This is a genomic window from Chryseobacterium wanjuense, assembly GCF_900111495.1.
Lineage (GTDB): Bacteria > Bacteroidota > Bacteroidia > Flavobacteriales > Weeksellaceae > Chryseobacterium > Chryseobacterium wanjuense.
In genome coordinates this window covers 1,020,191-1,033,037 of record NZ_FOIU01000002.1, presented here as the reverse complement: position 1 = coordinate 1,033,037, position 12,847 = coordinate 1,020,191, and the positions used below count along the sequence as shown (strand labels likewise).

Annotated in this window: 12 protein-coding genes; 1 reads left to right on the top strand and 11 read right to left on the bottom strand. The window is 35.7% G+C overall.

The window, feature by feature from the left end; all coding sequences use genetic code 11:
* Positions 1-356 precede the first annotated feature (356 nt).
* Entirely contained in the window at positions 357-497 is a 141-nt protein-coding gene (locus BMX24_RS21370) for a hypothetical protein (protein WP_228404881.1), read from the top strand.
* A 141-nt stretch (positions 498-638) separates the two neighbouring features.
* Here the strand turns inward: BMX24_RS21370 and BMX24_RS16480 are convergent, their stop codons facing one another.
* From BMX24_RS16480 to BMX24_RS16430, 11 genes are all read right to left on the bottom strand, one after another.
* Positions 639-1,325 carry a hypothetical protein gene (locus BMX24_RS16480; protein WP_089794641.1) on the bottom strand — a complete coding sequence of 229 codons (687 nt, stop codon included), beginning with the start codon at positions 1,323-1,325 and terminating at the stop codon, positions 639-641.
* Between the two features lie 3 nt (positions 1,326-1,328).
* Complete coding sequence (gene rfbD, locus BMX24_RS16475) at positions 1,329-2,195, bottom strand: dTDP-4-dehydrorhamnose reductase (protein ID WP_089794639.1); 867 nt, start codon at positions 2,193-2,195, stop codon at positions 1,329-1,331.
* The gene (locus tag BMX24_RS16470; protein ID WP_089794637.1) at positions 2,192-2,677 is read right to left on the bottom strand and encodes an acyl-CoA thioesterase; all 486 of its coding nucleotides are present in this window, start codon (positions 2,675-2,677) and stop codon (positions 2,192-2,194) included. Before BMX24_RS16470 ends, rfbD begins: the two co-directional genes overlap by 4 nt.
* Positions 2,678-2,748: 71 nt before the next feature.
* The gene (locus BMX24_RS16465) at positions 2,749-3,252 is read right to left on the bottom strand and encodes an OmpH/Skp family outer membrane protein (RefSeq protein ID WP_089794634.1); all 504 of its coding nucleotides are present in this window, start codon (positions 3,250-3,252) and stop codon (positions 2,749-2,751) included.
* Between the two features lie 67 nt (positions 3,253-3,319).
* Entirely contained in the window at positions 3,320-3,865 is a 546-nt protein-coding gene (locus BMX24_RS16460) for an OmpH/Skp family outer membrane protein (protein WP_089794632.1), read from the bottom strand.
* Between the two features lie 8 nt (positions 3,866-3,873).
* On the bottom strand, positions 3,874-6,411 hold the full coding sequence (gene bamA / locus BMX24_RS16455) for an outer membrane protein assembly factor BamA (protein WP_089794629.1): 2,538 nt from the start codon (positions 6,409-6,411) through the stop codon (positions 3,874-3,876).
* A 28-nt stretch (positions 6,412-6,439) separates the two neighbouring features.
* Positions 6,440-7,189: an isoprenyl transferase gene (locus tag BMX24_RS16450; protein WP_089794627.1), complete on the bottom strand. Its 750-nt coding sequence runs from the start codon at positions 7,187-7,189 to the stop codon at positions 6,440-6,442.
* Position 7,190: 1 nt separating this feature from the next.
* Positions 7,191-8,084: a type IX secretion system protein PorG gene (gene porG, locus BMX24_RS16445; RefSeq protein WP_089794625.1), complete on the bottom strand. Its 894-nt coding sequence runs from the start codon at positions 8,082-8,084 to the stop codon at positions 7,191-7,193.
* Positions 8,085-8,297: 213 nt separating this feature from the next.
* On the bottom strand, positions 8,298-10,796 hold the full coding sequence (locus BMX24_RS16440; protein ID WP_089794624.1) for an exopolysaccharide transport family protein: 2,499 nt from the start codon (positions 10,794-10,796) through the stop codon (positions 8,298-8,300).
* A gap of 4 nt (positions 10,797-10,800) precedes the next feature.
* Positions 10,801-11,682 (bottom strand): polysaccharide biosynthesis/export family protein, encoded by an 882-nt coding sequence (locus BMX24_RS16435; RefSeq protein ID WP_394332543.1) that lies wholly within the window; start codon positions 11,680-11,682, stop codon positions 10,801-10,803.
* 34 nt (positions 11,683-11,716) lie between these two features.
* On the bottom strand, positions 11,717-12,844 hold the full coding sequence (locus BMX24_RS16430) for a glycosyltransferase family 4 protein (RefSeq protein ID WP_089794620.1): 1,128 nt from the start codon (positions 12,842-12,844) through the stop codon (positions 11,717-11,719).
* Positions 12,845-12,847 lie beyond the last annotated feature (3 nt).

Below are 12,847 nucleotides of genomic sequence, written 5' to 3'. Positions count from 1 at the left end.
TTTTTCTCTAGTTTATTTCTCCCGGAGCTAATCTCTATGCCCATCTAAAGGCTCTTCTGCGCTACCTACTAACATCTCGTTTTCAGTGGGGCAAAAGTACACCTTATCCTCCTTTACTTCCAAATATATTTAACATAAATTTTACCCTTTGTTCATATTTAATCTTAACTTACTGAGTCTCTGAATGAATAATTTTATTTTTTTTAAACTAATGTTTGGTAATTAATAACAAACGGTAATTAAATGGTAATGATAATGTCTCGCTGATCTAGCAGATTGAGCAGATTTAGATAATTTAAAAGAGATTGTTTCATCGCTACGCTTCTCGTAGTGATCTAAAATTGATCTGAAATATAATGCTGAGAGCCTTTCAGGATGACGAACTTTGGGGAATATTTTTTCTAATATTGAAAAATATTGAATTACCGGCTGCTACCCTAGCCCCGATAGGAACGACATCCTTTTTGGTTGCGGCCGGAGCGAAGCGGAGGCCGTAACCAAAAAGATATAGTGGATAGCGGGATCAAGCTCCTTATTGAGTGGGAGGGTTTATGGGTTGGAGAGGATGGGCGTTTGTTTGTAGGTATTGCTTTTGAGCTTCGCTTGTCATTTGAGTTCTGGGGAAATAAAAAGCAGAGTTAGTTACTCTGCTTGTCTTTATTATATATTGTGCTTAAAAATTCTGCGTAGGATTTTTCTAATCCGATAATATCCCCGCTTTTCAAATTCAATCCGCCTACGCCGGTTTCGTCGGACTTGACTTTGGTGGATGAGATTTGAAAATACTGATTGGAACTATTTTCTTTGGGCTGTATTTTTATTGTTGAGCCTAACAGTTTTTTTGTTGAGATCGTATACACTACGCCCGGAATTGTTTTAACCACTAAGTAAGATCTTGGCGAAATGACATAATCTTGTTTATTCAGATTTATTTTCTGGTCTTTTTCTGAAGATGCAAATACATATAAATAGCCAGTTTGGTTTAATAATTTCTCTTTCGGTAAATAATATAAACTTAGCTTGTAATTGGCCGGATTGAAATTCTGAGCAGAACCATCGATGTTTTCGAAAGGTTTTAATGAAAATGTATTGGCTCCGATTTCTTTTGCTTTCTTATATAGTAACGAAAAAATTTCAGCATCATCTTTTGAAAATCCCTGCACTTCTACTTCACCAAGATATTCTGCATCTTTTACTTCCTCGTTTATTCTATATAAGAATTTGTCTGTGTTTTCATTTGTTTTTTCAACTTTCGTTAAGTACACGTTTTGTGCGTTAAAAAATTGAATTAAAAAAACAAAAACAATGAATATTATTTTTTTCATCCTTTATATATTATTGTGCAAGATATTTATACATTCTTCCAGACTGTTTTCCCAATGTTTGGGTTCTATTTTATAAATTTCTTCAATTTTGTCGAGACACATGGTGCTTCTCTTCGGTCTTTTTGCCGGAGTCGGATATTGCTCGGTTGTTAATTGATTTAATTTAATATTAGATTTCGAAAACTCTGCGATTTTTTTTGCAAAGTCGAACCAGGTGGTTTCCGGATAATTTGAAAAATGGAAAATTCCGTACGTTTTCTGTGGCGCTTCGATGATTTCCATGATTGCTTCTGCCAGATCGTTTGCATTTGTAGGCTGACCAAACTGATCGGCAACGATTCCCAATTCTTCTTTCTGCGAAAAAAGATTGAGCATGGTTTTCACAAAGTTTTTATTGAATTCCGAATATAACCAAGATGTTCTTAAAATAACAGTTTTGCGATTGATCTCCAATGCCAATTCCTCACCCTTTAATTTTGATTCTCCGTACACCCCGATCGGATTGGTAAAATCATCTTCGGAGTAGCATAAATTGGTTTCGCCATCGAAAACATAATCTGTAGAAACATGAATGAAAATCGTTTTGTAATCTTTACAAGCCTGCGCAAGATGTGCAACACCATCTGCATTTACAGCAAATGCTTTTTCTTTTTCTTTTTCTGCCAGATCAACCGCAGTGTAAGCCGATGCATTGATACAAAAGTCGGGTTTGTTTTCGTAGAAGAAGGCATTAACCTGATCTTCATTTGTAATATCCAGGGTCTGGGAATCTGTAAAAATAAATTCGTAATCAAGCTCAAAATCCGGAGCGATTTTTCTGATACAGTTTCCTAATTGACCGTTTCCTCCTACTACTAATATTTTTTTCATGAATTTTTTGCGTTTTGTGATCTTAAAAATTTAACTCTTGCTTGGAAATCTTTCTGCTCCAAATCTACATAGAATTTATTAAATGTTTCTTTGATATCTTCGGGATGTACATCTGATTTTCTTGTTTTAACATTAAAATAAATCACCGTAACCCATAAAACAGCATGAATTGTTTTTTCGTCTGAACTTTTCATCAGGATTTCAACCTTCGCCGTTCTGTCCTGAACATCGATGGTTTTGCTGCTAATCACAACCGAGGTATTATATCGTACTTCTTTTAAATAGGCTATTTCGTTTTGGATCGCAATCCAGGTACAGCCGGTCTGTTTGGTGTATTCTTCATAGGTGAAACCGTAAAATGTTTCTACATGATCTTCTCTGGCATTGAACATATAGTCCAGATATTTCACATTGTTTAAATGACCAATCGGATCGCAATCACTAAACCTGACCTTTACCGTGGTTGATACTTCTCTTTCCATGTTGCAAAAATAAAAAAACCACCTCGATGAGAGATGGTAAGTTTTATAAATGTTTGTTAATTTCTAAAAAATTATTGAACACCTAGTTCTTTCTTCACAGCTGCAGTAGCATCCGGACCTCCTTTGTATACGAAAGCAGAAGAGTTTGCATCCATGATATAATCGTAACCGTTTGCTTTTGCCACTTTAGTTACAGCATCGTTCAGTTTTTTCTCGATTGGTTCGTAAGCAGTATCTTGTTTAGCAACAAAATCTTTTTGAGCTTTGTCGTTCATTTGCTGGATTTCTTCCTGCATTTTTGCTAATTCAGCTTCTCTTGCTTTGTTTTCGTCAGCAGTTTTCTTAGGCGCTTCTTCAGAGTATTGCTTTAATTTAGCTTGTCCGGCATCAGCTTTCTTTTTAATTTCAGCTTGCTTAGTATCCAAGAAAGCTTTAAGGTCAGCATCTGCCTTTTTCTTCTCAGGCATTGCGTTAAGAACACCTATAACATCTAAAGTAGCAATTTTTTGAGCTTTTGCCATACCTACCGATACAACCATCATTACCGCTGCAAATAATACACTTAATTTTTTCATAATTGGTAAATAAATAATTTAATTTGTTTTTAGATCTTTAAATTTAATAAAAGTTAATTATAAACTTTTATTTTTTGGTATTAGTTTTTTCTTTTTTATCTGTTCCTTTCAATAAAATATCTAATACTTTATCAGAATAATCATATCTTTTTTGAAGGAAAAGTACATTGTTACTCGTTTTATCAAGAACTATGCCTAATCCGTTTTTCTCAGACATCGTTTTGATCGCGCCCCAGATTTCATCCTGGAAAGGCTGCACCAGATTCGTTCTTAGCTTGGCGATTTCTCCCGTTGCTCCGAAACGTAAACTTGTAGTGGTTTTGATATTTTTTTCCAAATCCATTACTTCCTTTTCTCTGAGTTTCAGCTGATCTCCGATCAAAAGTACTTTTTCACTTTCGAAGGCAGATCTTTTACGCTCATATTCAGATTGTAAATTCTGAAGTTCCGATTGCCAAGTGTCAATCTGTGAATTCAATCTTGCTTCTGCTTCTTTATACTGAGGAAGTTTGTTCAATATATAATCTGTATCTACAACACCAATTTTCTGTGCGTTGCTAAGACCGAAAAGCAAGAATAATACAAATGAGAAAACAATTTTAAAATTTTTCATATTGTGAATTATAATGACTGGTTCATTAAGAAGTGTGTCTTCCAACCTGATGGTTCACTAGATCCTATCGTTTTATCGAATCCGTAAGCAAAATCAAATCCAATAAGACCAAATGCTCCCATATAAACCCTTACACCAACACCCACTGATCTTTTTAACTGGAATGGGTTGTAGCTTCCCCAAGAATTCCACACGTTTCCTCCTTCAGCAAACGTCAGTGCATAAATTTTTGCCGTCTGGTTTAATGAAATCGGGTATCTTAATTCTAACGTGAATCTGTTATAAATAGTACCTCCCCCTGTTGGAGTGATATCTTCAGAAGTTCCTCCATATGTAGAAGCATTTTCGTAACCTCTCAACGGAATCAATTCTCTACCGTCATATCTACCACCGAATAATCCTGTACCTCCTACATAGAATCTTTCAAACGGCGGAGCTCCCAGCTGCTTGTTGTAGCCATCCATGAATCCCATTTCGGCAGAAGATCTTAAAACTAATTTTCCAACAATTTCGTTGTAAACATCAGCCTTGAACTTCACTTTATAGAATTCCATCCACTTATACTTGTCCATAGGACTCATCGTAGAGTAATCTTTGTTGCTAAACGCAGAATATGGAAGGGTGAATTTCACAGAGAAATCCAAGTTTGATCCTGTAGTAGGGAAAATCGGGTCGATCCCTGCAGAGTTTCTGCTTAATCCTAAGTTGATACTTAAGTTATTGGCAGAACCGTAATATTCCGTAGTTTCTCCAAACTGGAATGGATAATTACTGAAATCATATTTCTGATATTGAAGACCTGTATACAATGAGAAATAATCATCCGGCCATTTCAATAATCTGTTTAAACCTACTGAAGCAGAGAAAATATTTAATTTCTGAGACGCACCGTATGCATCAGAATATTTTACCCTGGAGTTGTTCAAACTTACAGAAAGAGCTGTAGGTCTTGTTCCAAATAGCCAAGGCTCTGTGAAAGATACCCCGTAGTTTTGGAAATATTGTCCTGCCTGTGCCTGGATGGATAATGTTTGTCCATCACCTTGAGGTACCGGCTTAAAGTCTTTAAACTTAAGGAAATTCCTTAATGAGAAGTTGTTGAATGTTAATCCTAATGTTCCGATGAAGCTGTTACCACCGTAACCCGCCTGTAACTGAACCTGAGAAGAACCTTTCTCTACCAATTTCCAGTTGATATCAACTGTATTATCCTGTTGATTCGGCTGAATGTCCTGACCAATTTGTTGTGGGTCGAAGAATGACATCCCCGCTAAATCAAAATATGTTCTTTTAATATCACTTTTAGCAAAAAGGCTTCCCGGCTTTGTTCTTAAAGCTCTAAGGATAACGTGGTCATGGGTGGTTGTATTTCCTTCCCAAGTTACTCTGTTCCAAGTTGCTTTTTCTCCTTCATTGATTCGGATCTCAAGATTGATCTTGTCACCGTTTACAGATTTTTCAACTGGTGTTACATTTGAGAAAAGATAACCGTTGTTCATGTAAACAGACTTGATGTCGGAATCATCTTCCTTACCACCGTCTTCACCTACTTTCTTGTTGAAACCTACTGCATCGTAGATATCTCCTTTTTTATATCCTAAAAGTCTTTGTAAATAATCTGTAGAATAAACCGTATTTCCGGTAAATGTAATATCACCTATGTAATATTGCTTACCTTCTTTCAGTTTTACATCGATTTCATAGTTGTTTCTCTTGTTTCTCCAAACAGAATCTGAAACAATCGCAGCATCTCTGTACCCTAAAGAGTTGTAATAGCTGATAAGGTTCTGCTTGTCCTCCTGATATTTATCTTCAATGAATTTTGAAGATTTCAGAATTCCTCCGATACCGAATCTTTTCTGCTTCGTTTCTTTAAAGGCTTTATTTCTAAGTTTTCTATCTGTCACATTCTCATTTCCTTCGAATTCGATGTGATCGATTTTTATTCTTTTTCCTTTATCAACGTTAATCGTCCAGTCTACCAAATTAGGATCTCCTGCATTTACTTTATCCTGAATGGTAATTTTAGCATCTGCAAATCCTTTTTTGATGTAGTCTTTAGGAATATTGGTTTTAAGACTTGAAACTAAGTTTTGAGTAATTTTAGTTCCCGGCTTAAGGTTGTTATCTTTTGCTAGTTTTTCGCTTTTAGATTTCCCGATCCCTCTTCCTGTGAATTTTACTTCCCCAAGATCTTTCAGATCCTGCAGGTAAAATCTTAAGACAATCGTTTCGCCTTCAATGCTCTGAACATATACTTCAACCTCAGAAAAAGATTGTGTGTCCCAAAGTTTTTTTACAGCGTTACTGATTTTTTGTCCCGGAATGTCTACAGTTTCACCTTTTGATAATCCTGTAAACCTCAAGATCTGAGCCGGCGTATATTTTTTCACCCCATCTACAACGATGTCTTTCAGTGTATACGTTCCTGCTTGATTTTCTGCGTGTACAGAATTGCTCACTTTTGTGCTATCCTGTGGAGTTACCTGTCCATAAAAATGTGCAGAAGCAACAAACATAATGATGGGTAATAGTCTAAACTTCATTTTATCGTAGTCTTTCTTTTCTTAAATTTTACTGGATCTTTATTTGTTCTCCGGTCATCCCGAATCTTCTTTCCTTGTTTTGATAATTTACAATACACTGGAAGAAAATATCTTTCGTAAAGTCCGGCCACAGAACATCTAAAAACTGCAGTTCTGCATAAGCAATCTGCCAAAGGAGGAAATTACTGATTCTGATTTCCCCGCTTGTCCTGATCAACAGGTCCACAGGCGGAAAGTCTTTAGTATAAAGATAGCTTTCGAATAGTTTTTCGTCTATGCTTTCTACCGCTACCTTACCTTCTTTTACGTCTTCGCTTATGTTTTTTATGGCATTCAGTATTTCGTTTTGAGAACCATAGCTTATGGCTAATACTAAATTACCTTTTGTGTTTTCTTTTGTAAGTTCCACCACACGCAGAAGCTGATCTTTTACAAGTGGGGGAAGTTTTTCCAAATTTCCAATGACATGCATTCTTAACCCTTTAGAGAAAATCTCTTCCGCTTCCAGCAATAAGGTTTCTACAAGTAAATTCATTAAAGTATTTACTTCATCAGCCGGGCGGTTCCAGTTTTCCGAAGAAAAGGTATAAAGCGTTAAGTATGGAATATGAATCTCATTACATGCATTAATGGCATTTCTTACAGCATCAATGGCATTCTTGTGACCGAAAGTTCTTTCTTCGCCACGAGATTTTGCCCACCTTCCATTACCATCCATGATGATAGCAACGTGCTTTGGTAAATTTTCAGGATCTATTTTATCTTTTATCAACGACATATTAATCACAATAACATGGAGGTCTTCCAAATGAATACGTCAACCCAAGGCTAAAAGTATTCATCCAATCTTTAGATTTAAGATCTCCAATATTTCTTTCACCCAAAAATGCAGCTTCTCTTTCTTTAGATACTACATAGTAAGCATCTGTTTCAAGTAAAGATCCTCCCGTTATAGGGCTTAAAATATCTCCGTTATACGTAGAGATTACATCTTTGCTCAGGATTCTGCTGTGATCCAGCTGATCCGTCATCGTGTATCTAAATGTAGCTTCTGCGAAGATCGCCCAGCTATAATTAAATTTATATTTTAAACCTACTCCAAAAGGAATATGCATAGTTGTCTTTGTTCCGGTAGAGTAAACAGGTGTGGTGGTAAAATCCAATTCGTTGATCGGAGCCTGTGCAACACCATCTGCATCTCTTCTAAAATCATTTACCAAGGTAGCCTTCGGCGCATCAAACATCAAAGCACCTACCCCACCGAAAATATATGGGCTTACCATACCTTTCTGTTCGTTGTTTACAGGGAAGAAATTATATTCGAAGACCAAACTAGCTTCATACACATTGTTTTTCCCGAAAGCATTTCTGTTTTTCCTGTATTCTTCCTTAGCAACCTTGTCACTAAACTGAATCTGGTTATATCCAAGATCTAATCTCACCGTCTGATGAGGGTTAAAATTAAATCTGTATAAAATACCTCCGTAAAACGGGACACCCCAGTCCGATGTTCTACTTAAATCCAATGGCTTTTGTAAAATATAATTCGTTCTTCCTATATCACCCACTAGGTTACTCATACCTAGACGAACTCCCAATTCGTTTCTTTGAGCTTTAACACTTACCACAGTTCCTAGAGCGGCAAGGAAGCTAAACAATAATTTTCTATTCATAAAAGAATATGGATTTATGGTTATTTTAAAAATTAATTTTTGCAAATATAAAACATTTTTATATTAATGATAATCTTAATGTTTAGTTAAAAATAAACAAAAAAACATAATTTGTTATAAAGTAAACGACAAACTCGTGAAAATATTCTTTTTTTAATAGATTCAAAATTGCCGTGATACAATAAACCCCCATTAAATGAGGGCCTAAATGTATTATTTTTTATTGAATATTGATTGAACTTTATTCCTAATTCTTATCAACAATGGTTCTTTATAATTTTTATCTTCATCAAAATAGCCGTAACCATAGCCATAGCCGTAGCCATAACCGTATCCGTAGCCATATCCCTGCTTCGTATTATAGTCATTATACACAAGCCCAAGATGCTCAATTTCTCCATTATGATACTTTTCGGAGATCATTTTTAGCATATATTTCTCCGTATATTCGTGGCGAACTACATACATATTGGCATCAGAATACTTCATCAGCTCATAAGAATCGGCAACCAGACCTACCGGCGGAGAGTCGATAATGATGAAATCGTATCTTTCTTTAAGGTCTTCAATAAACTTAATATTCCTTTCACTCATCAAAAGTTCTGATGGATTTGGCGGAATCGGCCCCGAAGTAGCCACATCAAGATTTGGAATTCTGGTTTTATTAATAATCTGGTCTATTTCCACTTCGCCCGTAAGGTAGTTTGAAATACCATATTTATTATCAATTTGAAAATCACCGAAAATTTTTGGCTTTCTTAAATCCATTCCCAATAGAATCGTCTTTTTGTCGCTTAAACCAAGAACTGAAGCCAAATTGATGGAAACATAAGTTTTCCCTTCCCCTCCGATAGACGAAGTAACGAGAATAACTTTACTTTTTCCGTTTTCTCCGGACAGGAATCTTACATTTGCCCTGATTCCCCTGAATGCTTCTGCAACAGAAGATTTAGGCTGATCCAGCACTGTAAGCATATTTTCGTTGGTATTATTTCCGATAACGCCCAGCAACGGAATTCTTGTAGCATTAAGCAATTCTTTGATATTTCTGATCTTGCTGTCCAGGAATTCTCCCACTAAAATAAATAACAAAGGTAAAATCAACAATCCTCCGATAATTCCGGCTTTTGCAGCCTTTATATTCGGACCGATCGGCGGCTGCCCAACATTTTTCGCAGGGTCAATCACACTGATGTCCGACTGGTTTGTAGCCATTCTCATCTGTGTTTCATTTTGTCTTCCCAACAAGCTGTTGTAGGTCGCCTCAATCATGTTATACCCTCTTTCCGCATCCAGATATTTTCTTTGCTTTTCAGGATAAGAATCCAGGTCTGAATTAGCATTTGCTACTTCATTATTGATTCTGTTGATTTCGTTGTAATACGTATTGTAATAAGTTCTTAAAGAGCCTGTAGAACCCATTTTTGCTTCATTGATCAATCTGTCAATCTCCTTCATCGGTTCAGAATTCGGAGTATAAATGGTAGCCATTTCTCTTTTCTTAAGATAAAGAGCTTTTAATTCCGAAACAGATGCCGTGAAAAGACCATCCTGAAAACCAGCAGCATTTGTACTGATCATTTTATCAAAATTCTGAGATTCAAGACTTTGCTTAATCATATTTAAAGAACTCAGCTTGCTTTCAATATCTGCTTTTTTGGCTTCAAGCTCTTTAATTCTTGTTAAGGATTTTTCATCTCTGTCTTTGATATCATAAAGCTTCTCGGTGGTCTTCATATAATTCAGAAGATTAGCACTCGAATCAAGTTTTTTTCTGATCGTATTAAGATTTCCCTGCAGGTAAACCGCTGTGTTTCTGTCAACTGTAAGTTTATCTGCCAGTCTTTTTTTCTGTAACTCACTTACCGATTTGTTCAGGAAGTTTACTGTACTATTAAGATTATACCCTTTTTTAGTAATAATCATAATCGTATTAATTTCCTTGTCAAATTCTACTCCGACAGTAGAAACAATATCATTAACCGATTGGTTTACAGAGTTTAAATTAACAATAATATTAGTAAACTGTATTTTAGGCATTACAGGATTGGCAATCAGCCTGAATCTTAAATTGGGAGAATTGTACCATTCTCCGATTTTTATGATTTTGTTTGCCGGTCTTTCATAAGGATTAATATTTACAAAACCTTCGGCAACGTAGCTGTAAAGGTTTGTAGATTGGCCTTCGTCGGGTAAAACAACCTCGTAAGTGTTACCACTTTTAGGTATCAAAGTGATGGGATAACTCAACTGTTGAGGATGACTTTTATCAATTTGCAAAAATACCGGAGAGTCATCTTTATCCAAATAAGTAGATTTGATCACTCCTTTGGTAGAATAGTTCACAAAAAGATCCAATTCTTTCACCAAATATTCATTATGTGATCTTGAAAGAAGCAATTTTTTCAGATAAACCCCATCCTGATTTCCGCCTTGTCCCCAGATAAAGTTGAAAGACTGATTGGTAGGCGTAAAATAACTTGCCGTATTATTCGAAACACTTAAAGATAAATCGGATGCATAGATATTCTGAGCGTAATATTTAGCATATATCCAAGAGAGTGCATAGCCCATAAAAAGCATAAGCACAAACCAATACCAATTCTTTAAAACCCTTCTTAAAAAATGTTCAATATCAAATAATGAGAAAGAACCGTATTTTTCCTTCTGAGAATCATTCTTCTCTAAAGCTTCGTTTTTTCCTGGAATCATGATATTAAAGGTTTTTTAGAAGTAGATAAATTGATAAAGCCGTCGTGATTACAGAAACTCCCGTTGTAAGCGTCTGGATAGGATCTTTTCCGAATCCGTTTAAGCTTTTCGCTCTTGTATTCAGGTAGATTTCGTCACCGTTTTGTACATAATAGTACGGCGAATTCATTACATCTTCACGGGTAAGATCTATTCTTGCAATCTTGATCCCTTCCGGTAATTTTCTGTGGATGACGATATTCTTTCTGTCAATAGTTCTGTTTAATCCACCACTGATTGCTAGAGCCTCAGTAATGGTAAGCGTATTTTTATGTACTACTTTCTCACCGGTAACACCTGTTGTTTCAACATCTCCTAAAACATAGAACGTAATTCCGTTGATGTTTAATCTCACCTGAGATTTTCCTTCCTGGAAGTTTTCATTTACTTTATCCTGAATCTCAGTACTGATTTCGTCGATGGTTCTGCCTTCTGCTTTTACATATCCTATACCGAAAATATTAATTTCTCCGTTGGAGTCCACTTTTAATCCGTTAAAATAAAAGATAACGTTTCCTCCTGTATTTCCATTATTACCTCCAATAGATCCCATTGCCATTCCGTTTCCGGATCCGACAGAATTCGTTCCCGGAGTAACAGTAGATCCAGAAGTATTCAGGGATGAATAGAATTGTGCTGCATCCCCTTTCGGAGTGGTCACAATATTAAGGTTTAAAATATCATTTTTAGTAATTCTATAAACGGGAATATTATAGGGAACTAAACCTTCTTCGTTGATTACAAGACTTTCATTGGGCTGCATATACCGCACATCTTTGGTTGTGATACAAGATGTCGTAATCAGAAAAGGTAAGATTAAAAGGAATAAATTTTTAAAATTCTTCATCATATTTTTTCAAGTTGTTTGCAAAAATAAAGATTTAATTGTTAGTCTTTTTATTATTCTTCAAAAGATAAATAAAATCTGGCAGATAAGCTCCAAAAAAGCCTAGGGAAACTACAATTAATAATAGCAGATTTACATTCATATGTCTCAGATAATAGGCTACAGCGACTACAAAAAGATAATATAAAATAATATAAAAGCTTGATCTTCTGTGAGTAAGATTGAGTTTTAATAATTTGTGATGGATGTGATTTTTGTCTGCATCAAAAGGTGATTTTTTGTTGGCAAGCCTTATAATAATCACATTCAGGGTGTCTACAATCGGAAGGATAAGAATGGCAACAGCCACTACCGGTGCCGATTGTAAGTGATATTTTGGAATGTTGGGAAGCTCTCTGTCTATAAAAATATCAATAAAACAGATCGAAGTAAATGCCAGTAAACAGCCTAAAAGCATCGATCCTGTGTCTCCCATAAATATTTTATTGGTTCTGTAATTTGACAAATTATAATATAAAAACGCCAGAACCGCCCCAATTATTACGGCCGATAAAACTACCAAAGGATAATTATACTCGCCTAATCTGTAATAGCTTATCCCGAAAAGTGCACTGCAGATGATAGAATACCCTCCGGCAAGGCCATCAATCCCGTCTATGAGATTAAAAGCATTAATAAGGATAATAAATGTTGTGATACTGAATAATACACTTACCAAATATTCCATTTCATAGATCCCGAATATCCCGAATAAGCTTCTAATCCTGATATCCGAACCTATCACAATAAGTGCGGCAACAACAATCTGAGCCACAAGTTTTTTATAAGCTCTCATAACTACAATATCATCCATTACACCGATGTAAAGGAGAATGATAAGAGATGCAAACAAAAATTTGTACAAATCGAAAAGTTCGTACGCAAAAATGGATGCGCAGATTCCTATGGAATAAAAAATAGCAATTCCTCCCAGATTGGGAATTTTTCGAAGATGGGAACTTCTCACGCCCGGTTCGTCCATTAAGTTTTTCCTTCTGGAAATTTTAATAATGGTGGGAACGGAAAAAAACGTGATTAGGAATGAGAATAAAAAACCCAGTCCTACCTTTACATAAAAAATAGGAATGCCCGATTGAGTTAAGAACAATTCAAAATTCTTCATTTT

Coding starts and splice junctions, on each gene's coding strand:
- BMX24_RS16480 (WP_089794641.1), bottom strand. CDS start 1,325: ATGAAAAAAATAATATTCATTGTTTTTGTTTTTTTAATTCAATTTTTT.
- porG (WP_089794625.1), bottom strand. CDS start 8,084: ATGAATAGAAAATTATTGTTTAGCTTCCTTGCCGCTCTAGGAACTGTG.
- BMX24_RS16430 (WP_089794620.1), bottom strand. CDS start 12,844: ATGAAGAATTTTGAATTGTTCTTAACTCAATCGGGCATTCCTATTTTT.
- BMX24_RS16450 (WP_089794627.1), bottom strand. CDS start 7,189: ATGTCGTTGATAAAAGATAAAATAGATCCTGAAAATTTACCAAAGCAC.
- BMX24_RS16435 (WP_394332543.1), bottom strand. CDS start 11,682: ATGAAGAATTTTAAAAATTTATTCCTTTTAATCTTACCTTTTCTGATT.
- bamA (WP_089794629.1), bottom strand. CDS start 6,411: ATGAAGTTTAGACTATTACCCATCATTATGTTTGTTGCTTCTGCACAT.
- rfbD (WP_089794639.1), bottom strand. CDS start 2,195: ATGAAAAAAATATTAGTAGTAGGAGGAAACGGTCAATTAGGAAACTGT.
- BMX24_RS16440 (WP_089794624.1), bottom strand. CDS start 10,796: ATGATTCCAGGAAAAAACGAAGCTTTAGAGAAGAATGATTCTCAGAAG.
- BMX24_RS21370 (WP_228404881.1), top strand. CDS start 357: ATGCTGAGAGCCTTTCAGGATGACGAACTTTGGGGAATATTTTTTCTA.
- BMX24_RS16465 (WP_089794634.1), bottom strand. CDS start 3,252: ATGAAAAAATTAAGTGTATTATTTGCAGCGGTAATGATGGTTGTATCG.
- BMX24_RS16470 (WP_089794637.1), bottom strand. CDS start 2,677: ATGGAAAGAGAAGTATCAACCACGGTAAAGGTCAGGTTTAGTGATTGC.
- BMX24_RS16460 (WP_089794632.1), bottom strand. CDS start 3,865: ATGAAAAATTTTAAAATTGTTTTCTCATTTGTATTATTCTTGCTTTTC.